The sequence below is a fragment of the Paenibacillus camelliae genome (assembly GCF_023715345.1).
Lineage (GTDB): Bacteria > Bacillota > Bacilli > Paenibacillales > Paenibacillaceae > Pristimantibacillus > Pristimantibacillus camelliae.
Map to the genome: position 1 here is coordinate 105,532 of NZ_JAMBNY010000012.1, position 23,152 is coordinate 128,683.

Below are 23,152 nucleotides of genomic sequence, written 5' to 3' on the forward strand. Positions count from 1 at the left end.
GCATTTGAATACAACAACATTAGACTACATATAAGGAGGTGCTTTATGAATATTCAATATTTACATCCTTCAGATCAAATTGTCATGATGATGGAACGAATATACAGGTATGGTATGACAACGACCTCCGGTGGAAATCTATCGATCGTTGATGAGAACGGCGATATGTGGATTACACCTGCCGGCGTAGACAAGGGAGAGCTGACACGTCAAGATATCGTTTGTGTAAAGGCTGACGGCACAATTGTTGGAAAGCATCGTCCATCTAGTGAGTTTCCATTCCATAAGCTAATCTACGAGCAGCGACCAGATCTTAAAGCAGTCCTTCATGCACATCCTCCTGCACTTATTGCATTCAGTATTGTGAGGCAAATTCCAAACGTTGCTATGCTGCCTCATGATTACCGAGTGTGTGGCACAGTTGGCATGGCACCTTATGGACTGCCGGGCAGTATGGAGCTTGGAAACAATATCGCGCAGGTCTTCTCCACTGGCATTAATACGGTCATGCTTGAGAATCATGGTGTCGTCGTAGGCGGCGAAACGATGTTCGAGGCGTTCCAGCGCTTTGAGACATTAGAGTATTGTGCACGTCTAGAGATTAATGCTAGACGTATCGGTACGCCAGTCGAGCTTATTACGAAGGTCGACATCGTTGCCCATGAACCAGAGCTCGATGAGTTCGTACCGTCAGTGATTAGCAGTGAAGAGCGTGAGGCTCGCCGTGAGATGTGCAAGCTTATACATCGCTCCTATGAACAGCAGCTCTTTACGAGCACGCAGGGAACCTTCTCACAGCGCTTATCTGATGGCTCTATCCTTACGACGCCATTCGATATGGACCGTAAATATTTGCAACCTGAAGATCTCGTCCGTATTAAGGACGGCAAGCGAGAAGCAGGAAAAGTGCCTAGCCGCTCTATTAAGCTGCAAACAGCTATTTATGAGGCTCAGCCTCATATACGCTCAATTATATTGGCGCACCCACCGAACATTATGGCCTTTGCCATTACAGGTGAGGTATTCGATTCGCGCATGATTCCTGAGAGCTACATCCTGCTGCGTGATATTCCTAAGGTACCGCATGATGATCTGTACACGAAGGAAAATGAGGTTGCTCAGCTGCTGACGCCGCAAACCCCGATCGTAATCGGTCAAAATTGCTGTGCCATCGTAACGGGCACTAGTCTGCTAAGCACCTTCGATCGTTTGGAGGTTGCCGAATACAGTGCGATGGCCGTTATTTCTGCTAAAGCGCTAGGTAACATTATTCATATGGAGCCTGCGCGTATCGAGGAAATCGACATAGCCTTTAAGCTAAAATAATATGAAATAGATAGCGCCGATAAGCATGTATTCAGTATGGAATACTAGCTATCGGCGCTTTTGCATAGGAGCTTATATCATCAATAATGCTTCAACTGGACCATTCACTGTTTACTCGCTAGCCTCTGTCTATTAACTACGTTAATGAGCTGCTTCCGAACAAGCTTGCTCATGGCTTAGCAGCTTCTCTTTCATTCCAATTCCCCCAGCACTAAAGCCTGTCAGCTTGCCGTTGGATCCGATAACACGGTGACAGGGGACAACAATCATGACCGGATTTTTGCCGATGGCACCGCCTACTGCTCTGACTGCGGCGCGATTTCCAACGGAAACTGCAATGTCTAGGTAGCTTACCGTCTTGCCATACGGAATAGTTTTCAGTGCATCCCATACTCGCTGTTGAAATGTCGTTCCACGTAAATCTAGCGGACAATCGAAGGAGCTTCGTTCGCCACTCCAGTATTGCAACAGCTGCTCAATATAGCCCTGAAGCTCCGCATCGTTTTTAATCAATTCCGCTTGCTCAATATGCTTGCTGCACCAACGTTCTAGCTGTTCGACATCATCATTTACATCGATGTAGCATAGTCCTTGCTCTGTCGCTGCAACGATATAATTAACATCATTAACATCTAACTTGCTCCAATATACGTTCAAGCAATTATTCCTCCAATCTCTAACTTTATTAAAATAAAGTTCAATAAGCTCAGGCTTCAGGACCAAGAAGATTGGACGCTAGTAGAAAACGAGTAGCGCAGCGTACGATTTTGGTACGTGAGCAACTACAATGTTTTTGCAGAAAACATGTATCGGAAGCATAATCTTCGCTAGCGTTCAATATTCGACGCCGAGTTTACTACAAACTCGTAACCTCGTCATCAAGCCAGTGCTTATTGAACTTCCTCTAAATAGAAAAATGGGACAAGCTGCTTGCAGCAAGTCCCATCTTGTCCTATGTTCTAAAGTATGAGGCCTTCTCTAATAATTCTGTTGACTTCATGCGCAGCTCGTCCGTCGATGCCGCAATTTCCTCCATGATCGCAGCTTGCTGCTGAGACGTATCATGAACGCTTTCCGCACCTTCACGGATGTTTTGCGCAACCTGAGCAACCTTACTTGTTTGCTCACGTGATTCCCTAACTTGCTTTGCTTGAATTTCAAGCAGCTGAGCCATTTTTTCAACGGTAGCAGACACACTTTCTGCTTCCTCTTTTACTTCTTGGAAGGCTTTAGCGAACTGTTCGCCATTTTCAGCTTCCTGACTCGATAGCTCATATTGCTTCGTAATCGACTGAACTGCTGCCGATACTCCATGCTGCACCTGCTCAATGAGCTGGCGAATTTCATCAACCGCATGACCACTGCTATCTGCAAGCGTCTTGACTTCCTGTGCAACGACAACGAAGCCTCTCCCCTCTTCTCCTGCACGTGCTGCTTCAATCGCTGCATTCAGTGCAAGCAGGTGAGTTTGCTCAGCGATACCGCCAACGACACTCGATATATTTCCTATTTGTTCAGCAAGCTCACTAAGCTGCTGAATCGTTTCTAGTGATCCTCGATTCAATTGCTCTAAATGACGCATCCCTTCAACTAGTGAATGGAATACCTCTTCACTTTGTGTAGCTGCCGCATTCATATGCTCCGTGCGCTGCTTCGCAACGCTTGCCTCTTCCTGCATATTTAATGCAGACTGATATAGCTCGTCTGCTGCAGTGTGAAGCAGATTCGTCGAGCTTGCCTGCATCGAGGTACCGGATGTAATTTGCTCTGATTGAATAGTTAGCCCCTCTAGCTGTGCCGCAGTTTGACTAACAGCTCCTTGCAGCTCTTGCACATGTCGGTCAGTGAGCGAGGAATTCGCTTTAATGCTAGTAACGATCGTACGCAGCTGCTCTGTCATTTTATTAACAGCCTCTGCAAGCTGATACATTTCGTCACGTGAACGAACCTCGATCGCAGCAACATTCAAGTTCCCTTTCGCTGCTTCAGTCACCGTATCGGTAACAGCAACTAATGGCTTAAGCATCCAACGTGATGCAACATAACCGAACAAGCCTGTCCAAAAAACACCTACTGCTAATGTTCCTACTACGAATAGCCATGTTGGTATACTAGAGAATAGATCTAGCTGACCAAGAATAAGAAGTACAAACGCACTTGTCGCATATGTAATCGCGGATACGATCGTAATTCCAAGTACCATTTTTCTGACGATACTTTTACGAATAAACATAAATTCGCTCCTTTTTATTTAGAGTATCTATTACTTATTATAGTTATCAAAAGAGCTTTGCAGCTGCTGCAGCAATGGTTGATGGATATGACCGTTCGATGCTACAACATCTCGTGCTTCAAGGTGATAAGGCTGACCATGGCGATCGGTTACTGTGCCGCCTGCTTCTTGAATAATAAGCGAGCCAGCTGCCAAATCCCAGCTATTCAAGTTATATTCAAAAAAGCCCGTTAATCGTCCTGCAGCGACATAAGCAAGATGCAGAGCGGCAGATCCAACTGCACGTATATTGCGGACCTGTGGTGCTAGCTGGGCAATCGCATGCAAATTAAGCGGAAGGGCATAGCTCTGATCCGGTGGAAATCCGGAAGCGATCAAGCTTTCTTGTAGCGTCTGCTCCTGGGAAACGGCAAGACGTTTACCATGTACGTAAGCACCTTTCCCTTTCTCCGCAACAAACAATTCATCAGAGCTCGGATCGTAGATCACGCCAACGATAACTTCGCCTTTATGAGCAAGTGCGATCGATATACAATAGTATGGAAAGCCGTGGATATAGTTCGTTGTCCCGTCAATGGGGTCAACAATCCACAAGTACTCTGCATCCTTCGCACTAGCAATCGCCTTCGAGGATGCCTCTGCGCCTGGTTCAACGCCTTCTTCTCCGAGAAAAGCATGCTGTGGGAAGTGTGTACTAATTAAATTGCGAATCAAACGTTCTGAGCCTTTGTCGATTTCTGTAACTAAATCAGATGCAGAAACCTTTTGATTCAGCTTCAGTGCAGTGCCAAGCTTCGTTTTCACCCATTCTCCTGCCTTAGCAGCACTGTTAATGGCTACAGCTGTAAAGCTTTTGCTGCCTACAACGGAGGGCAATTGTTTCTCGTTCATATATGATCACCCTTTCATTGATGATTACTATCTATTGACTCTATGCTATAGCTATTAATGCCTTCAAGTATTTCTACATAGCTGTCTGTCTACTTCCATATTAGTACAAAATTCGATAACACTCAAACATTGTTTCATAGAATTACAAAAATAATACCTCTTTATTAAAACGTTTACAAAAATGTTCATATAAACGTGAACCAGCATAATAGCTTGATGCTTTATGCTGGTTCACTTCTTCTACTTTTTTAGGTCAACTCAATCGCTCCATTATTTAACACGACGATATGCTCATGCTGCTGAGCTTTCACTCGAAAATCATCCATTAGCTGGAATAGAGCAGCATCTTTAGCCTTCGCCTCTAGCATACAATCGATAGCCGATGCATGCTGCTTGGCCTGCTGTAAGAAATGAAGCAGCGGCTCTACCTCAACATAATCGGCATGACCACGCGGATCGCTTAAGCTTCTCGGACTGGACGAGTGAATTTTAACTGGCAGCTCATCAAGCGTAACATTAAGCCTCTCACACTCGCGTGTCCACGTAGCAACGATACGCGGCCAGTAGTAATGGATTAGCTCATCCTCCGTTATCGAACCTGGATTGACCCAGTGATGATGGATATCGAGCACCATTGGTACGCCGACAGCCTCTGCAGCCGCAAGAGTTTCAGCTACATTGAACGTTTTATCGTCATTTTCCAGCGTAACTCTATGTCTAATCCTTGCGGGCAGCTCACTAAATTGCTGTATGAATCGTTTCCCTGCCGTCTCCTTATCACCGTACGCGCCACCCATGTGGATGTTGCATTTGCTTTTCTCATCTAGCCCCATTGCCTCAAGCATGGCGACATGGTATTCCATATCTCGTATAGAGCTCTTGAGCACCTCTTCACGTGGCGTGCTGAATACACAAAAATGGTCGGGGTGAAGGGAAACACGCATCCCTTTATCCTTCACAAACTGACCGATCGCTTGAAACGGCTCAGCAAGCTTGTCGTAAGGGACCCAGTCCTCGAGCGCTGCATGGGTAGCAAGTGGAATTAGCTTAGAGGAAAAGCGGTACACCATAATGTCATTGCCGTAGCAATGCTTAAGCAGCCGCAGCGTATTGTGCAAGTTCGTATTTGCGATTTGCTCTAAACGCCCAAGCGCTGCCTCACGGTCTGCAAGCTTGGAAAAGCTGGCATAGGTCATCGTTTTGGACGGTGACGATTCCTTTAGCTCTAAGCTTAATGCAACAAAGCCAAATCTAACTCTTGTCATTACTGTTCTCCAAAAAACATCTCCTCGGCAAGCGCAGTTTGTACACGTGCCTCTTCTTCTGTTAATTTGCGAACGAGCTCCATCTCAACCTGAGTCACTTCTTCACCTTGAAAGTTAATTTCAGCGATAGAAGCTAATACACGAACAATAGCAATTGCTTGATTGGAGGGGGTATATGCTATAACCTTTTGTCCGGTTGGATAGACTCGAAAGCCCTTCTTCACCATCTTACCCTTTCCGTACTCCAACAATTCATATAATTCCTGATCTGATTTGAATTTACATACTGAATTAAATTCTGTTTGAAATCCCATTCATATCCCTCGCGATCTATAATCATCTTATTTCATTGTATAATGTTTAATCTTGTTCAGTATATCGAAAATTAGCCCATATAGCCATAAATTCATCATGATCAAAGGTACTTTCTCCCCTACACTCGCAGTTGTTTAAGTAGAAGGCTGCATGAAAAAAGCATCCTATAGCATGTATTCGTTTTTCGATCGAATCATGCCAATAAGATGCTTTTAGGTTGTATGGACTCTAGTAATCGCAATGCTATTGCAGGTCACCAGTATAATCAATTAATTGCTTCTCTGCGTGTCGGTCGAAGGCAAGCTGGATTAGCTTATCAAGCAAATCCTTATAGCTTAAGCCTGTTTCTCTCCACAATAGCGGATACATACTGAATGGTGTGAAGCCTGGTAAAGTATTCGCTTCATTCAAATACCAGTTACCCGTTGTACGCTCTAAGAAGAAATCGATTCGGGACAGGCCCGTGCCATCAATCGCTTGAAAGGCAGTTATCGCCATCTCTCGCACTTGCTCCATCTGTTCCTCGCTTATTTCAGCTGGAATAGCCATTCTTGATTTGCCATCAATGTACTTCGCCTTGTAGTCATAGAAGGCGTTGGAGGAAATAATTTCCCCTGCAATAGATGCCGCTGGCTCCTCATTGCCTAGTACAGCAACCTCAATCTCACGACCATCCACGAACTCCTCAACGATGACTTTACGATCAAAGCGGAATGCATACTCAATCGCTTGAATCAGCTCCTCACGATTGTTTGCTTTAGAAACACCTACACTAGAGCCTAGGTTAGCAGGCTTAACAAAGCAAGGGTAGCCGAGAGCGATCTCGCATTCCATTAAGTAAAATTCTTGCTGCTTCAGCCATTGCGGCTTCGTGAAGTAACGAAACACACATTGAGGCAAGCCAGCATCAGCAAATGCCTTTTTCATAAATACTTTATCCATGCCAACAGAGGAAGCTAATACACCTGCACCAACATAGGGAATGTTCGCCATCTCGAACAGACCTTGAATCGTTCCATCCTCGCCAAATGTACCGTGCAGCAATGGCAGCATCACATCGACTTGATCCTCATGCACAATTCCATCTATAGCTGAAAATAAAGAAAATAGTGCAGCATGTGTCGTTCCTTTTCCAGTGCTAGCTGCAATACGCAGCTGTTCAGCGGATTCAGGTGGCTGATTCATGGCAGGGCCAGACAGCCATTGCCCTTGCTTCGTAATATAAAACGGCTTAATCTCATATTTGCTATAATCAAATTCCTTCGAAACGGCAAATGCAGTGGACAGAGATACCTCATGCTCCCCTGACTTACCGCCGTAAACTAGGCCTACCTTAATTTTACTTCCCATTACTGTTCCTCCGCTGCTTTCATTAAGCACACGATGTGTACCTTCTTTTTGATAAATGAATGAGGTGGACAGCTGCAGTTTGCTTACAAATAATCACTTATATGAAAGAAGCGATAACGTGTATTCGGTGTCCAGGCATAGGAATCCTGATAGTCCCAGTAACGATGCTTGCTTGCTACCGTATTGGCATTAACAAGCGGCTGCCCTTTACTATCAAAGGCGGTAACAATTGTCGAATGCTGAAACGTATTGTTCCCGTTCCAATCGTAGACAATAATATCACCAAGCTCAAGCTTATCTGCACGATCAACCTCGACTGCACGCAAGCCCTTGCTGCGTGATTTCGATAGAAATGCAGTCAGCGAGCGAGATACTGCCCAGCTGTAGCTCCACCATTCCTTACCCTTTTGCTGTCGTCCTTTGTACCACCATCCACTATCTCTTCTATTAGTATAGTGCATCGGTACTTCACCTGCAAAGAGACATTGGGAAACATAATTCGTGCAGTTGGCTTCGAACTCCTCGTACTGTGGATTCGGTTGATTCCACCAAGTATCGGCGTATGCTACTGCTTGCTCCCGACGATAACGCTTCATATTACGCATGTTGCGGAAATTAATAAGCTCAGGATTTAGGTATGGTCTAGGAACCAACGGCTCCTCCTCTTCCTCGATGTCATTTTGAGCATTCCAATCGATGGCTGTGGATGCATAACGAGGCTTGCGTTCAGGAGTAATGGGCTCGATCCTTGTAATACGCCAGCTGTCTTCCGTGCTTGATAGCCATATCCGCTCCTGATCAACGCGTTCCTCAAAATAATGCTGATCATCCTGAGCGATTTTCCGTTTCACATATAGCTTTACATTTAAGATGACTTCATTCTCGAGCTCATTTACACTTAGTATTTCTGCCTTCATCTCACTTCCCGCTACATGGGCTCCGCGATATAGATCCCGTTCACGTAGTCGGTTCAATCGCTCGCTTAAACGCTCATTATGTAGCTGGTCAAGTGAAAACTCGCTTAAACGATAGCTGTGCTGCTCTGTTTCTGCTTGATTGTAGCGCGTAATATATTGCTGAAACAGTGGCCTCCAATCTGTTACCTTCTCTCGTTTAACCTTACTCGTTAACGGCGGTAATGAGGCTTTAATTGTGCCTGTTCTGGTAGGCTGCTGATCCATGCTTGGAGCAAAGTTAGAAGCTTGCACATGCTTGGATTGCCCTGTAATCATCGTTGAGCGCTGTGCAGCGTGAATAACTGCCTGCTGCTGCTTGCCTTTTGTCTTTTTTCTTCTGCGTCTTGTGTGGACTGTGGACCTGCTCATACTTCCCCTCCTCACAGCTTTGAATTGTAAAAAGTCTACCGTGGTTGGATAACTGCTTCATTATATGCATAGACTTGGCTATTCATGTTGAATTCAACATACGATGCATGCCGAATATGCTACTGGGTGTTACTTAAAGCTAGAGATTGAGAAGCGCAGCGTACGTTATTGGTACGTGAGCACCGGAAAGCTCGGCTGAGTTCAAGATTCGACGCCGAATATGCTACCTAGTGTTACTTCGTGATCAAAGTCGGACTTTTTGAACTTCATCTATAATAAGCGTTCAAAAAGTTCAGGCTTCAGGACCGAGAAGATGAAGCGATACTAGAGAGCGAGTAGCGCAGCGTACGTTATTGGTACGTGAGCAACAGAGCTTTCGGTAGAGCTTCATATTCGAAGCCGACTAAGCTACAACGAGTAACGTCGTCATCAAGCCTGGACTTTTTGAACTTCATCTAAGAAAGGTTACATTTACACTTTACGTCCGCACTCATTTACCGCTATACTATAGATATAGGTTATTTTGAAATACAGTTTCACCTAATGAAACTGTAAATAAATGAACAAAGGAGACTTACGATGGCTACACAAAACGAATATTCCGTTCGCTCCACGCTTGTATCTGGCGGTAAAGAGTATGCTTACTACCAGCTAGCTGGACTTGAACAACAAGGCTTTAAAGATATTTCCAAGCTGCCATTCTCCATTAAAGTATTGCTTGAAGCAGCTGTTCGTCAATTTGACGGCCGTGCCATTACACCAGAGCATGTTAAGCAGCTTGCTAACTGGGCGAATGGACGCGAGGATAAAGAGATTCCTTTCATTCCAGCTCGTATCGTTCTACAAGACTTTACAGGTGTTCCGGTTGTTGTTGACTTAGCAGCAATGCGTGACACTGTTAAAAAAGCTGGTGGAGACCCTAAAAAAATCAATCCGCTTGTTCCTGTTGACCTTGTTATCGACCACTCTGTTATGGTTGATGCATTCGGTACTCCAGAGGCGCTTGAGTATAATACTAAAGTTGAATTTGAGCGTAACGAGGAGCGCTACCGTTTCCTTCGCTGGGCTCAAACTGCATTTGATAACTTCCGTGCTGTTCCTCCAGGAACAGGTATCGTTCACCAAGTTAACCTTGAGTATCTGGCAAGCGTTGCAGCTACAAAAACAGTTGATGGTGAAACGGTTGTATTCCCTGACTCTCTAGTTGGTACGGACTCTCATACAACAATGATCAATGGTCTTGGTGTTGTTGGTTGGGGTGTTGGTGGTATCGAGGCGGAAGCAGGTATGCTTGGACAACCTCTATACTTCGTTATGCCTGAGGTTATTGGCTTCAAGCTTACAGGCAGCCTAGCAGAGGGTGCAACAGCGACTGACCTTGCACTTACGGTTACTGAAATGCTTCGTAAAAAAGGCGTAGTAGGTAAATTCGTAGAGTTCTTCGGTCCTGGTCTATCCAATATTTCATTGCCTGACCGTGCGACAGTTGCGAATATGGCGCCAGAATACGGTGCGACAATTGGCTTCTTCCCAGTAGACAGCGAGACACTATCGTTCATGCGTCAAACTGGCCGCTCTGAAGAGCAAATCGCTCTTGTTGAAGCTTACTACAAAGCTCAAGATATGTATCGTACAGATGAAACGCCAGATCCTGTATTTACAGATGTGATCGAGCTTGATCTTTCTACAATCGTTCCTTCACTTGCAGGTCCTAAACGTCCGCAAGACCGTGTAGAGCTTACTAACATGAAGAAGGAATTTAACGATGCAATCCGTAAGCCTGTTGAAAAAGGCGGCTACGGCTTGTCTGAAGAAAAAATCGCACAAAGCGTTCCTGTGAAGCATCCTAACGGTGCGGAAACTGAGCTTAAAGCAGGTGCAGTTGTTATCGCTGCGATTACAAGCTGTACAAACACTTCCAACCCTAGCGTAATGCTTGGTGCTGGTCTTGTAGCTAAAAAAGCAGTTGAACGTGGCTTAGTGAAGCCTGCATACGTGAAAAGCTCACTTACACCAGGTTCTCTAGTTGTTACGGAATACTTGAAAAAAGCGAATCTTATCGAGCCGCTTGAAGCTCTTGGCTTCCACGTTGCTGGGTATGGCTGTGCAACATGTATCGGTAACTCTGGTCCACTTCCTGAGGAAGTAAGCCAAGCGGTAGCTGACAACGATCTAACCGTTGCTGCAGTTATCTCTGGTAACCGTAACTTTGAAGGCCGCGTGCATGCTCAAGTAAAAGCAAACTACCTTGCTTCTCCACCACTTGTCGTTGCTTATGCTCTAGCTGGTACAGTTAATATTGACCTTGCTACTGAGCCAATTGGCTACGATCAACAAGGTGAAGCTGTATACTTGAAAGATATCTGGCCAACAAATGCTGAGATTAAAGAAGCTGTTGCAGCATCTCTTAATCCGCAAATGTTCCATGATAAATATGCGAATGTATTTACGCAAAATGAACGCTGGAATGCGATCGATGTACCTGAAGGCGAAAGCTATGAGTGGGATGCGAAGTCAACTTATATTCAAAACCCTCCATTCTTCTCTGACCTAGGTGAAGGTCTAAACGATATCGCTGATATTAAAGCGGCTAACGTACTAGCATTGATGGGTGACTCTGTAACAACAGACCATATCTCTCCTGCTGGTAACATTACCGTATCAAGCCCAGCGGGCAAATACTTGATCGACAATGGCGTAGAGCGTAAAGATTTCAACTCTTATGGTTCTCGTCGTGGTAACCATGAAGTAATGATGCGCGGTACATTTGCCAACATTCGTATCCGTAACGCAGTTGCTCCAGGTACTGAGGGTGGCGTAACAACTTACCTGCCTGACAACGAAGTAATGTCCATCTATGATGCTTCCATGAAGTATCAAGCAGAAGATAAAAACCTAGTCGTTATCGCTGGTAAAGAGTACGGTACTGGTTCTTCTCGTGACTGGGCTGCAAAAGGTACGTATCTTCTAGGCGTTAAAGCAGTTATCGCTGAGAGCTTTGAGCGTATTCACCGTTCTAACCTTGTTGGTATGGGCGTGCTTCCGCTTCAGTTCAAAGCAGGTGACAGCTGGCAGTCTCTAGGCATCACTGGCCGCGAAACATTCGACATTACTGGCTTGTCTAACGACGTTCAGCCAGGACAAGAGGTTGCGGTAACAGCTACTCGTGAAGACGGCACAACGTTCCAATTCAATGTGATCGTTCGTCTTGATTCACTTGTAGACGTAGACTACTACCATAACGGCGGTATTCTGCAAACTGTACTTCGTCAAATGATCGCAAATATGTAAGCTGAACTCATTGCTTCTAAACTCGTATAGAATGCAATAAAATAAGGGGTTGCCTCCAGGTCATGGTACATGACTTGTAGGCAGCCCCTGTTTATTTACTTCATCCATTCATCGCGAAGAGTGATGTACTTGAATGTAGTTATCCTCTATGCTCTCTAATCTAGCTTTTTCAGTAAAGAATAAAAACTCCGTATCAATTTTCCCATTATAATAGCTTCTTCCGCTGTATGATTTCATAAGAGTTGAATGTTCGCCAGTTCTATCATAATACATGAAGCTTATTATTATGTTCTGAAATGCTAATGATTTATCTTCAAAGGATATTGGTTTTTTTATTTGATTATTCGTTAACTCTCTAATAGTAGCAGACCAATCATCCCATAGCTTCATCGAACCATACGTTTTTCCCTCTAAGGAAACTGCTTCATCAAGCTGTATTTTGGGATAATAGTAATGTTCTATTCCTCTTGATACCCTATAGCCTCTATGCCTCTCCATATAAAAGTGAAGGCTATCAACGTTACTATCCGGATGTAAATTCCAAACGATATGATAGGTTGAAGGATCGTTCCCAAGCTTCCATAACTCAGGTAAACCTCTCGTACTAACATAAACAAGCTTCCAACTGTAATGCTTCCAAACCCAATAGCTTAATCCATAATCATCATTTTCTGATATAAATGGAACGACAATGTGCTTATCATCCAGTTTTATGGTATCCTGAATGACCTTAGCTTGGGCTTGAGGGAACACATCATTGATCTTATCTATGAGCTGCGTAGCATCATGAAACGCGCCAGGCTTCGCACTAATGATCCAATAAGCGCTAAATAGTACCGCAATAGCTATTACAACGGTAGTAGTAATCTTCCACTTCTTTCTATCCATCACTTATTCCCTCCTGCAGCAAGGATTTCTCAAAGCGATAGTATAGCTGCTTATCATGCGTAGAAGTGATTATTCCTTTTCCATCCATTTCTACGTAGATTACTGTAGATAAACCACTGCCCCATTTGCTATCCGTGCCTATTAGTAAATAAGGGAATTGCTCTTGCCTATTGTTCTGGTCACTTTCAAGCACAATTTTTACATACAGCTCATCACTTTTTAATTGAGCCTCCTGCATTGATGAAAGCTGCTCCTTTAAACTTTCTACATTCAACGAGACTTCCTCAGCAGAAGGATGAAGCCTAATAATTGATGCGTTGTTTACCTTTGCAATATGAGTAGAAAGCTTATCCGTCGGATAAAGGACATTCTGAAGCGGTATTGATAACAGCGTTGCTGCCAACAGCAAATAATTCGCTCCAAAACCCAGCCATGCAAATGAGCGATATTTTTGCCATCTATGCTTGTTACCTCTGCATACAAGAAAAATTAACCACACACCTAGTGGTAATATCGCAAACCTCAGCATCGTATTCGACATAGACCAATCAAATGAAAAAGAAAATAATCCAACAAGCATAACAATAATCATCTTCCATACGCTAGGCTTTAATGCTTGCTTCTGATACTGTTTATACGCAAAGTAAGCAATCCCAGCATAAGCTAGAGCGTTAGTTATGATCGGAACAATGCCTATCCCCATATTGAGCGTAACATTCAATCGGCCTCCCACCTCCTCATAGCTTCAATATAGTTTACTAATAACAGCACCAACCTTTGCATACATTAACATAAATTAACATAACTTTCTTCATCAGTAAACCATAACGCTACACAGTACATCACTGGACACAGCAAAGCGGCCAGTCCCTACGAGGAGGTGCTGGCCGCTTTCCGCTTTGTTAGCTTATATTCTGTTGTGCTTATCATTCGCCAGAGTATGCTAAATTGATCATGCTCTCCTGCTATTCATCTGTCATTAGCTGGTGAAGCAATTATTCCAGCGTATAGCCTTCTAGCGGTGTCTTGCGAATAAATGTGCCATCTACATAATCAGCCAAGTATCGCTTGCCGAACATCAAATCATACTGCACCTTAAGGTAATCATCTACCAATGACTTGGAGTGCTCAGGTACTTTGTTATACAACTGGCTCTCTGCATCAACATAGAGTGCTCCTGTCATGGCGGGAAGCTTCTTTGCCAGCATGGAGCCAAGCGCAAACTGCGCAGGCTTGCCCATATGGAGCTCATCCAGGATGACGGACCCGAGGAAGGAATAGCTCAATGCGGGATACATTTGTTTTTCCATTGGCATGTTTGACCAGGTGACGAATGGAATGCTTCGCATCCGCTGCCATTCCTCAAGCGACCATTCCCAAGCGCTAGGGCTGGAAATGAGTCCCCCTTGCAAATAGACGGAATATTGCTCGCCCAGCATAGGCAAATGATCGCCATAGAAAATAATTACGGTCGGCTCTCCTGATTGCTCAAAATGAGTAATTAAATCTCCCAGCGCTTTATCGGCATCGCGCACACCTTGAGTGTATGTTTGCAAAATCTGAGCTGCCTCTTCTGTCAGTTCCCCCGAAACCTGCACCTCATGCTCCTGATAGCGCGGTTTGCTGTATGGTCCGTGATTTTGCATCGTAACAGCATAAATAAACATCGGTCTGTCGGAAGCTGAAACCTCCTCGATAATGCTCTTTGTCACTTCCTCATCTGAAATATAAGCGCCTTTGAACTGAGGATTGTCAAAGCCTGTCTTGCTCTTATAGCGCTCAAAGCCAAACGACTTGTACACCCGATTGCGGCTCCAAAACCAGCCGTCATACGGATGAATCCCCATGCTGTAATAACCTTGGTCTTCAAAATAGGAGGCCAGTGTCGGCAGTGAATCGCCTACATGCTGCTGATAAGGCACCGCCCCTTGCGGCAGCAGACTCATCGACAGGCCGGTCAGCACCTCAAACTCGACATTGCTTGTCCCGCCGCCGAATTGCGGCGACAGCAGATACCCTGAGGTGAACTGCTGCTGCAAACCTCGTACAGTCGGAATCGGGTCCTCACTGAAGGACACATTGGGCAGCAGCATCGGGTCCCAGAAGGCTTCATTCATAATGAAAATAACATTCGGCATAACTTCAGCACGGCCACTCGCCGACGAATTATCTTGCACACCGTTAGCCGACTGGGCGCGATCCTGTTGAATGGTGACTATGCTGTCTGCAATTCGGGCAAGCTCCTCCTTGCTGTAGCCCTCGGGCCGTTCAATAATTGTATGCTTTACATTCATGATAAAAGCAGCTGCCAGCCCATTATCGGTGTAAGTTTTGTTCTGATTCCAGACGGTTTCCTTATAACCAAGCTCCTTAGCCAGCTTGCCAGCCCATGTTGACTGCACACCTACTGCATACAGTACATATATAGACAACAGGCCGAACATAAGCCGCACCAGCAGCGGCAGCGAAAGCTTTGGCACAATGATGCGCAGAAGAAAAATGCAGATGATACACAGTAATATGATCAGCAGCTTGGAGGCTGCCGAGAAGCTGGAGATGTAAGGGAAAATATTAAGTCCTTCTTTTCTCAGCATCAAATCCCAAGGGAAGAACGGTTCTCCAATGAGCGAGGACTTGAAGTAGCTGGTCAAGGCTGCTAGCGTCAAAAGCAGAGCCGATAGACCAGCAGCAACCACAAATCGACCGACAAGCGCATAGACCAAAATAAATAAAGTTATATAAATACCATAATTGAACATTGAGATGGTGGTGTTCTTCAGCATCCATTCAACCGCGCTGATCAGAGAGCCACGCTGCAACATCTCCGTCCACAGCACTAAACCAATCGGCAGCAACAGCGTCATGCCTGTTATACTACTGTATTTTCGCAGCGGACTTCCCTCTAAAATTCGCTGTAGCCCAGCTCGCCAGGCAATAATGCGTGCAGTAAATATCATTGCGCATCACCTGCCTTGCCTGAGGGAGAGGGCGCACTTGATCCATACTCCGAATAGTTAGCATAATTTCTCAGTATATCATCAATAATCAAATACACTTCTCCGTTTGTCAGAGATGTCCTATCATCGATGGCAGCCAATGTTTCGCCGGCAAGCCATTTTTTATCAACAAAATGCTCCACTGTTCCTTTGTGCTGATCCAATCCCATCGAAGCAGATATAATATGTATGGCGCGTTCCAGAGATAGCGGACTGCTTTTCATGTCCTCTTCAACAATATCATTTACACCCACAGCAGCATCCCCGGCAAATTTCTCAGGTACGGCTTGGCGCAATTTAGGCGTTTGCCCTAGCAGGCGCATCGGATTCGATGGCTCGTCCAGCTTGAAGCCTTCATTATTATAACTGCCGGTCGTAATTAACAAGCTTATCGCTGTCAGCAGACCGCGCGCCGCTTTATGCTTCAGGTAGTACGGAGTCGGAAACTTGTTCATCTTTAGATCAACGCCTTGCTCTGTAAGCAGGTTACGCAGTTTGTCCATATACTCCTGAGACTTCGACATTTCTCGAACAGTGATGACTTCATTAATCGACATTGCTGCGGCTGCTCCTGCCGCTTGGCCTGTCGCCATTCCGAGTGGCACGACCCGCGCGCTGCCGTGAGCCATTGATTGAAAGCTTGCCGAACGGCCCACAACAAGCAGATCATCAACCTTCAATGGAACAAGCGAGCGGAACGGCACACCGTATTGCATCGGCTTCATCAGAATATATCCGGCATCCTTGCTGCCTGTACTGTGCAGATCGACCTGGTAGGAGCCATAAGCAATAGCATCATAATGATCGCGATTTTCCATCAGGTCACGGATCGAAAGAACATATTCGCCTACAATATGGCGGCTTTCCCGAACGTATAGCTCTTCTGCTACACCTGCAAATTCCACTGCTTCGAATTCTTTAACAGTTTGTTTCATATAGTCAATAAATCGCGGCGCTTCTTGTTTGCCGATCTCATAGCCTTCCTTGCGCGACTCCGGATCAAGCGGGTCAACACCGAACACCATCATTGCATTAATTAGCGCTGTACCATCAGCCTGCCTACCAATGTTGAGCGATCTTACACGCACCCGGTCCGGGTCAGTAGCAACGTATCCTACAGCTTCTGGAAACCCCCAAATGCTTGTCCCGAACTGACCGCTGCCCTTGCGCTTGCCAAAGGCTGTCCAAACTTCATCAGTAATGCCTTTAATTTTTATAACCAGTGTTACAGCAGTTTTTGATTCTTTATCGCCCATATCCTCACGCCCTGTCATATATGGCGCTCCTGCTGCTGCAGCAATATCCGCGTCCTGCGTAGCATCAATTACGACCTTGGACCGAATGCGAGTTTTACTGTTGTCCTTGCTGACAACGTCAAGTCCGCTCACCTTTAACATCGAGTCGTTAGCTTCAACCACTGGTTGCATCTCGGAGACGTTCAGCATCAGATCGATATTTGGTTCGTCCTTCACCATCTTGAAGAACACATTCGCCGCTGTTTGCGTATCGAAGGATGTGCCTTCGAGCTGATCGAACCATTCGCGGAACAATCCTTCGTTGAGAAACTTCAGTTTAGTGGAAAACGACGGTTGTGACGGTGAATTATTAAGATCAAGCGTATTTAACCCTCCCAAAGTAAACAAGCCGCCCAGTCGGTCGCGATCTCGTCCATCGATCAGCAGTACCTTCATGCCGTTGCGGGCTGCTGAGATGGCAGCCATCACGCCTTCCGGGTCAGTTCCGGCAACAATCACATCATACTCTTCTTTTTCTGCCTTCGTATGTTGACCAACATCCATCGATACCGTTTGATTACTGCTCTTATTCTCAGACTTATCATTAATCACCAACATAATAGCAACAATAATGATAAACAAGAAAATACATAATAGTCTTAGTCCAAGCTTTGTTTTCATCGTTAACAGCTCTCCTTCAATTGTTTACATGAGTCCAATTGTAGAGAGCTGTGTTTAATTACTATTGTCAGATCGCTGTATAGCAGCTGAATAAATGCTTAACATTTACTTAATAAATAGATGTGAAAACTTCAGCTTTCGCTAGTGGGTAATAATCCTCAGAGTAACCATCAAGTTCCTCCTTATCTAGCTTCCTCTCAATAAATACGATCCTTGTTGGTAGAAAACGTGAGCCTATTTCACGGTCAATATCGTCATAAAGTATACTTTTCTCGTTTGTAAACTACAACCTTATAAAAAAAGACTTCACCTAGTCGGAACTAAGTGAAGTCTTCATATTTACTATTCTTTTACCCAAACCATCATTTCACCTTCACCGCGATTGGCCCACGTGTAATAAGGGATAAAGGTTAGCTTCTTAGGCTTTTGTTGAAGCTCTACGTTCGCTGCATATAGGTCATCATTCCATGTCTCAAGATCTTCAATAACCCCATCAGCCTCAATCGTGACGACTCCGCCAGCTAGCTGTTCATTGAACTTTAGCTCTAACGCTGCGTCCTTAGGCAAGCGGACATGCTGCAAGTTTGCGCCATTATCTGCTTCCTCCATGCAATATACGATCGGTCCGCGCTGCAAAGCTACTTTGCCAGCGTTCGCTCTTATGCTCGGATGACTCTTCATACGTTTAATGGATAGATCCAGCTCCAGCTTGATCGTATCTCCATTGCTCCATTCTCTATCGATGACAGCATAGCCATCCTTCATTATAGCTGCAAGCTCTATTTCCTTGCCGTTTACCAGGATCTTCGCCTGCTCGGACCAGCTCGGAATGCGTACTGCTATACCGAAGCGAGCTGCTGCATCTAGCTGGATCTCATAGGATACGTTACCCTTCCACGGCAGCTCAGAGGTTTGAGTAATCTCTACGCTTGCACCATTTAGCTCAACCTTAGTCTTCCCTCCAATAAATAGATGGGAATAGATCGTGTTGTCACGAACAGAATATAGGTAGTCTCCTAGAGAAGATAGCAAGCGCGCCAAGTTTGGAGGACAGCAGGCACAGCCATACCACTCTGGACGTACTGGCTTGATATGGTTATAGTTATGATTCTTTCTATGACATTGCGAAGGGAAAACTTCAAGCGGATTCACATAGAAGAAATGCTTTCCATCCAGCGCCATTCCCGAAATAACGGTATTGTAAAGCGCGCGCTCCATCACATCAGCATAGTGTGCATGTGGCTCGAGCTGCAGCATGCGCTGTGCTGAAAAGATTAATCCTATCGAAGCACATGTCTCCGCATATACAGTATCGTTTGGCAGGTCATAGTCAAATGAGAAGGCTTCCCCATGTACCATTGAACCAATTCCGCCCGTTATATACATCTGCTTGCTTACAATGTTATTCCACAATGTGCGACTTGCATCAAGCAGCGTTTTATCATTCGTTTCTCTAGCAATATCGATCATACCGGAAAGCATATAAACGACACGCACCGCATGGCCTATTGCTTCAGACTGCTCTCTTACCGGCTTATGAGCCTGAAAATACGAGTGATCGATATGTATGCGGCCTTTATGCCATATACTCGTCCAGCCTCGTTTTTCTGCTTCTTCCTCGAAGAACTTGTTCGTACCACGCTTATCAATAAAATATTTACTTAGATTAAGGTAGGACTCATTATTCGTAGCATGATACAGCTTCACAAGTGCAAGCTCGATCTCCTGGTGACCGTCATAGCCTTGAATTTGGCCTGGTCCATCACCAAATACTTCAGCGATATGATCTGCCAAGCGACATACAATATCAAGTAGCTTCGTCTTTCCTGTCGCATCATAATATGCGACCGCTGCTTCAATCATATGACCAGCAGTGTACAGCTCATGCGCCTCTGTAAGGTTCGTCCACTTTTCGTCAGGTGCCTTAATCGTGAAGTACGTATTTAGGTAGCCGTCTGGCTCCTGTGCCTTCTCTATAATATCAATCATCTCATCCGCAATAGCTTCAAGCTCAGCATTGGGCTGCTTCATTAACAAATAAGCAACCGCTTCTAACCATTTGGCAACGTCTGTATCCTGGAACACGAAGCCATAAAACTCGCCTTCAGCTAACCCCGCTGCAATTTTAAAGTTTTGTACCGCGTGACTCTTCTCAGCGCCCTCAACACGGTCATTGATTGCCTCCCATTGATAAGGAACAACAACGTCTCGAACGAGCTGTGTATACTGATTCCAGAATGGATCATTCAGTTCAACCTGCTTCATTGAGACAAATTTAGATGGATTAATCGTTGCGACCATATTATCCCTCCTACTTAAATTTCACACTTACTAATGTTATTGTATGTGTTAATATACTAGTAAATCGATACAAAATATCAACTAAAACTTATAATATCTCACACATACAGGAGGGTGTTATCATGAAGGAGCCTGCCTATATTTATTTTAATAGTCCGCCTTCCCCTTACTACTTAGAAAGTGGATTTTCAGACTACCAGATCGGAGATTCCCATCCGAATCGACACCGCATTAATTTATTCGATCTTATTATTGTACGAGACGGCTGTTTACACTTAGCGGAGGAGGACAACAGCTGGCGGCTTGAAGCAGGTGAAACGCTCATCCTTCTTCCCGACCGCCACCACTACAGCGTGGAGCCGGTTAAAGAGGCTACCTCCTTCTACTGGATCCACTTCCAAACGGTGAATGAATGGATCGAAACGGAGCAAATTCATTATAAATTTCAAGTCGAAGCCCACCAGGAATGCTTCAATCCATCCCCATATACAATGCAGCTTCCTAAGTCTATGAAGCTAAGCTTTCCACAGCAGGCTTATCAGCTAATTGAGCAGATGAACGAAGCAAGCAAGCACGTGGAACCTAAAGCCTATTGGCAAAAGCAGTATGCCTTTGAGGAGCTGCTGCGGATGATGGACGCGAAGCAGAATCAAGCTCAAACTAGCAGCATCGTTCGGCTCGCGGAGCAAGTCGAGCACTATCTTCGCAATCATTATGAGCAGCAAATTACGAATCAATCATTGTCGCATGCCTTTAATTATCACTACAATTACATCACTAGAGCACTTAAGCAGGTTTATGGCTATACCCCTAACGAATATGTGACGAAGCTTCGCTTAGACCAAGCCAAAACGATGCTTCTGAACACGCATGCCACGATCTCCGATATTGCAAGCTCAGTTGGCTTTGAGAATGTACCTTACTTTGCAAACTGCTTTCAAAAGCATGTTGGAATTTCGCCTTCAGGCTTCCGCAAAAAATATTACGATTAAATAACTACAGCCCAATGGTTAGTGTGTGAACTAACCATTGGGCTGTAAGCTGTCATTCTTAGTCAAAAAACATAGTTACGATCGTCTATACCTTGAATTTGCCTAATGCTTCTGTCAGCTGCTGAGCGAGAGATTGCAGTCGCTGTGAGGAGCTCGACACTTCCTCGACAGCCGTCTGCTGCTGCTCAGAAGCTGCTGCGATCTCCTGCGTACGAGAGGCAGATGTATGGGCCATCTGCTCGAGCTCAACCATGGAAGCCGCGATCTCCTCGCTTCCTGCTGACATTTGCTCCGATGCTGCCGATACCTCCTGCACCTGTGCAGAAACCTGATTGACCGCTTGCAGAATGGAGCGGAACGATTCACCTGAAGCATGAACCAGCTCCGAACCCGTTTGCGTTTCATCTGCTGATTCATTTAGCACAGTCGCTACTGCCTCGGTTTTCGTTCCGATCTCCTGCAGCATCGTTGCAATCTCATGCGATGATTCCTTAGAGCGCTCCGCAAGCTTACGGATTTCTTGGGCAACAACGGCAAAGCCTTTTCCTGATTCACCTGCACGGGCTGCTTCAATGGATGCGTTTAACGCAAGCAGATTGGTCTGATCAGCAATTTCAGTAATCTGAACGATTATATCATTAATATGTATATTGGACTCGTTCAGCTCCTGCATAATATGTGAAGCACCTGTCACTTGCTGCTCGATCTTATTCATTTGCTGTACGGTTTGATTAATGATCGCCTCTCCCCCAGCTGCCAGCTGTGACGTATCTGTAGCGAGCTCAGAAACTGTGGAGGAGGAATCAGCAATTTTCTGAATGCCAATAGTCATCTCTGTCATCGCTCGCTGACACTCTTGAGCACTCGCCAGCTGGCTCTCGGCACCAGCTGCTGAGCTTTGTATCGAAGTGGATATGTCTTGCGTTACGCTTTCCGCCTGACTCGCGGTTTCCTTCATTGTAAATGACGCTTCAGAAACCTCTTTCGCTGTATGCTCAACACGATAGGTTAACTCTCTTAAGCTTGCTACCATTTCATTAAATGATTGTGCTACTTGTCCAATCTCATTACGATTGGTGTTTGGTACCTGAATGGTTAAGTCTCCATTTGCTGCTTCCTTTGCATACTGAACAAGCACGCGCAGCGGTCGAACGATCACTCTAACAAGTAATATAACGATGGAGATAGCACTTGCCGACACCACGATCGCAATGATTGTACTCTTTATAATTAGATGATTTAGCTTAGATTGTAGCTTGTCATAATCGTATTCGATGCCAAGCAAGGCAATCGTACTTCCGTCCACGCTTTTAATTGGTGCAAGATATGCCATCCATGTTCCGTAATCATCCTTAAAATCCTCAGTAAGTACCGCTCCCTGTGAGACTGCCTTTAAGAATGAGTCATAATATTCAGCACTAGGTACATAGTTACCTCCTGCCTGCAAGCCCGCTTCAGCCATTGAATCGGAAACCTGAATATATTGAAGCACGTCCCGTCCTTCATTCTGTATCGTCTCTATCTTTAGATAATAGGCATTAGCAACAACCTCATCGTCAATCATCGCATTCAGTAGTCGCTTCAACGTATCCAGCTCACTAGATTCTGCTGCTTGTCCTGTCCCGTTCTCAACCGCTTCAAACAACGCTGTATTCGCTTGTGATAGCGCCTGAAGCTTCTCACCAATAATGGTAAATTCATTGAAGATAGCCTTATGCTGGGCTTCATACGATAGATAGTTCATCCCCATCGTAAGCGTCATACACAGAATACCTAATAGTAAAGAACTACTGAACAAAAAGCTCTTGTTTTTTATCCATTTCTTCATTGCTGTTCACTCCTTCACATGATGTAAGTAACGTATAGATTGGAACTGCAAAATGCTGCTGTATGTTAGGATAAACTTGAGAACGATGAGTGTCTGCCTGAGACCTAAGAGCTATATCCTACCACTATTATCGGTTTTACATGTGAGCAGATGTAGAGTTAATTTTTATTAAAAATACGGCTACTTTATTTGGGATGATGTAGAAATTATCTTTTCATTCATGAATTAAGTTGTT

The 23,152-nt window shown here is 44.9% G+C and carries 16 protein-coding genes; 3 read left to right on the forward strand and 13 right to left on the reverse strand.

Annotation, left to right across the window (positions count from 1 at the left end; translation table 11 throughout):
* Positions 1–45 precede the first annotated feature (45 nt).
* The gene (locus M3180_RS17240) at positions 46–1,326 is read left to right on the forward strand and encodes a class II aldolase/adducin family protein (protein WP_251669757.1); all 1,281 of its coding nucleotides are present in this window, start codon (positions 46–48) and stop codon (positions 1,324–1,326) included.
* 141 nt (positions 1,327–1,467) lie between these two features.
* Here the strand turns inward: M3180_RS17240 and M3180_RS17245 are convergent, their stop codons facing one another.
* The 7 genes from M3180_RS17245 to M3180_RS17275 form a co-directional block, all read right to left on the reverse strand.
* Positions 1,468–1,983, reverse strand: a complete 516-nt coding sequence (locus M3180_RS17245) for a methylated-DNA--[protein]-cysteine S-methyltransferase (RefSeq protein ID WP_251669758.1) — start codon at positions 1,981–1,983, stop codon at positions 1,468–1,470.
* Positions 1,984–2,278: 295 nt separating this feature from the next.
* On the reverse strand, positions 2,279–3,559 hold the full coding sequence (locus M3180_RS17250) for a methyl-accepting chemotaxis protein (protein WP_251669760.1): 1,281 nt from the start codon (positions 3,557–3,559) through the stop codon (positions 2,279–2,281).
* Between the two features lie 30 nt (positions 3,560–3,589).
* Positions 3,590–4,450, reverse strand: a complete 861-nt coding sequence (locus tag M3180_RS17255; protein ID WP_251669762.1) for an inositol monophosphatase family protein — start codon at positions 4,448–4,450, stop codon at positions 3,590–3,592.
* Positions 4,451–4,698: 248 nt separating this feature from the next.
* The gene (gene uvsE, locus M3180_RS17260) at positions 4,699–5,715 is read right to left on the reverse strand and encodes a UV DNA damage repair endonuclease UvsE (protein ID WP_251669764.1); all 1,017 of its coding nucleotides are present in this window, start codon (positions 5,713–5,715) and stop codon (positions 4,699–4,701) included.
* Positions 5,715–6,029 (reverse strand): hypothetical protein, encoded by a 315-nt coding sequence (locus M3180_RS17265; RefSeq protein WP_251669766.1) that lies wholly within the window; start codon positions 6,027–6,029, stop codon positions 5,715–5,717. The genes uvsE and M3180_RS17265 overlap by 1 nt, the downstream gene beginning before the upstream one ends.
* 244 nt (positions 6,030–6,273) lie before the next feature.
* The gene (locus M3180_RS17270) at positions 6,274–7,380 is read right to left on the reverse strand and encodes a D-alanine--D-alanine ligase (protein WP_251669768.1); all 1,107 of its coding nucleotides are present in this window, start codon (positions 7,378–7,380) and stop codon (positions 6,274–6,276) included.
* Positions 7,381–7,463: 83 nt separating this feature from the next.
* Positions 7,464–8,705: an amidase domain-containing protein gene (locus M3180_RS17275; protein WP_251669770.1), complete on the reverse strand. Its 1,242-nt coding sequence runs from the start codon at positions 8,703–8,705 to the stop codon at positions 7,464–7,466.
* A 579-nt stretch (positions 8,706–9,284) separates the two neighbouring features.
* On the opposite strand from M3180_RS17275, the gene acnA reads away from it, so the two are divergent.
* Positions 9,285–11,996 (forward strand): aconitate hydratase AcnA, encoded by a 2,712-nt coding sequence (gene acnA / locus M3180_RS17280; RefSeq protein ID WP_251669772.1) that lies wholly within the window; start codon positions 9,285–9,287, stop codon positions 11,994–11,996.
* Positions 11,997–12,104: 108 nt separating this feature from the next.
* Here the strand turns inward: acnA and M3180_RS17285 are convergent, their stop codons facing one another.
* The 5 genes from M3180_RS17285 to M3180_RS17305 all read right to left on the reverse strand — a co-directional run bounded on the left by M3180_RS17285 (position 12,105) and on the right by M3180_RS17305 (position 20,097).
* Positions 12,105–12,884 carry a hypothetical protein gene (locus tag M3180_RS17285; protein ID WP_251669774.1) on the reverse strand — a complete coding sequence of 260 codons (780 nt, stop codon included), beginning with the start codon at positions 12,882–12,884 and terminating at the stop codon, positions 12,105–12,107.
* Positions 12,877–13,605: a hypothetical protein gene (locus M3180_RS17290; protein WP_251669776.1), complete on the reverse strand. Its 729-nt coding sequence runs from the start codon at positions 13,603–13,605 to the stop codon at positions 12,877–12,879. The genes M3180_RS17285 and M3180_RS17290 overlap by 8 nt, the downstream gene beginning before the upstream one ends.
* Positions 13,606–13,879: 274 nt before the next feature.
* On the reverse strand, positions 13,880–15,667 hold the full coding sequence (locus M3180_RS17295) for an LTA synthase family protein (protein ID WP_251669778.1): 1,788 nt from the start codon (positions 15,665–15,667) through the stop codon (positions 13,880–13,882).
* 170 nt (positions 15,668–15,837) lie between these two features.
* Positions 15,838–17,796, reverse strand: a complete 1,959-nt coding sequence (locus M3180_RS17300) for an FAD-dependent oxidoreductase (protein WP_251669780.1) — start codon at positions 17,794–17,796, stop codon at positions 15,838–15,840.
* Positions 17,797–18,138: 342 nt separating this feature from the next.
* Positions 18,139–20,097, reverse strand: a complete 1,959-nt coding sequence (locus tag M3180_RS17305; RefSeq protein ID WP_251669782.1) for a glycoside hydrolase family 127 protein — start codon at positions 20,095–20,097, stop codon at positions 18,139–18,141.
* A gap of 122 nt (positions 20,098–20,219) precedes the next feature.
* Between M3180_RS17305 and M3180_RS17310 the strand changes: the two genes are divergently transcribed.
* The gene (locus M3180_RS17310; protein ID WP_251669784.1) at positions 20,220–21,089 is read left to right on the forward strand and encodes a helix-turn-helix domain-containing protein; all 870 of its coding nucleotides are present in this window, start codon (positions 20,220–20,222) and stop codon (positions 21,087–21,089) included.
* An 85-nt stretch (positions 21,090–21,174) separates the two neighbouring features.
* On the opposite strand, the gene M3180_RS17315 is transcribed toward M3180_RS17310, so the two are convergent.
* A complete protein-coding gene (locus M3180_RS17315; RefSeq protein ID WP_251669786.1) occupies positions 21,175–22,917 on the reverse strand; it encodes a methyl-accepting chemotaxis protein in 1,743 nt (580 codons plus the stop codon).
* Positions 22,918–23,152: the final 235 nt, after the last annotated feature.

What these genes read in the sequence shown, in the direction of transcription:
- M3180_RS17240 (WP_251669757.1), top strand. Translation starts at nt 46, where the DNA reads ATGAATATTCAATATTTACATCCTTCAGATCAAATTGTCATGATGATG.
- M3180_RS17250 (WP_251669760.1), bottom strand. Translation starts at nt 3,559, where the DNA reads ATGTTTATTCGTAAAAGTATCGTCAGAAAAATGGTACTTGGAATTACG.
- M3180_RS17255 (WP_251669762.1), bottom strand. Translation starts at nt 4,450, where the DNA reads ATGAACGAGAAACAATTGCCCTCCGTTGTAGGCAGCAAAAGCTTTACA.
- uvsE (WP_251669764.1), bottom strand. Translation starts at nt 5,715, where the DNA reads ATGACAAGAGTTAGATTTGGCTTTGTTGCATTAAGCTTAGAGCTAAAG.
- M3180_RS17265 (WP_251669766.1), bottom strand. Translation starts at nt 6,029, where the DNA reads ATGGGATTTCAAACAGAATTTAATTCAGTATGTAAATTCAAATCAGAT.
- M3180_RS17270 (WP_251669768.1), bottom strand. Translation starts at nt 7,380, where the DNA reads ATGGGAAGTAAAATTAAGGTAGGCCTAGTTTACGGCGGTAAGTCAGGG.
- M3180_RS17275 (WP_251669770.1), bottom strand. Translation starts at nt 8,705, where the DNA reads ATGAGCAGGTCCACAGTCCACACAAGACGCAGAAGAAAAAAGACAAAA.
- acnA (WP_251669772.1), top strand. Translation starts at nt 9,285, where the DNA reads ATGGCTACACAAAACGAATATTCCGTTCGCTCCACGCTTGTATCTGGC.
- M3180_RS17285 (WP_251669774.1), bottom strand. Translation starts at nt 12,884, where the DNA reads ATGGATAGAAAGAAGTGGAAGATTACTACTACCGTTGTAATAGCTATT.
- M3180_RS17295 (WP_251669778.1), bottom strand. Translation starts at nt 15,667, where the DNA reads ATGCTGAAGAACACCACCATCTCAATGTTCAATTATGGTATTTATATA.
- M3180_RS17300 (WP_251669780.1), bottom strand. Translation starts at nt 17,796, where the DNA reads ATGAAAACAAAGCTTGGACTAAGACTATTATGTATTTTCTTGTTTATC.
- M3180_RS17305 (WP_251669782.1), bottom strand. Translation starts at nt 20,097, where the DNA reads ATGGTCGCAACGATTAATCCATCTAAATTTGTCTCAATGAAGCAGGTT.
- M3180_RS17310 (WP_251669784.1), top strand. Translation starts at nt 20,220, where the DNA reads ATGAAGGAGCCTGCCTATATTTATTTTAATAGTCCGCCTTCCCCTTAC.
- M3180_RS17315 (WP_251669786.1), bottom strand. Translation starts at nt 22,917, where the DNA reads ATGAAGAAATGGATAAAAAACAAGAGCTTTTTGTTCAGTAGTTCTTTA.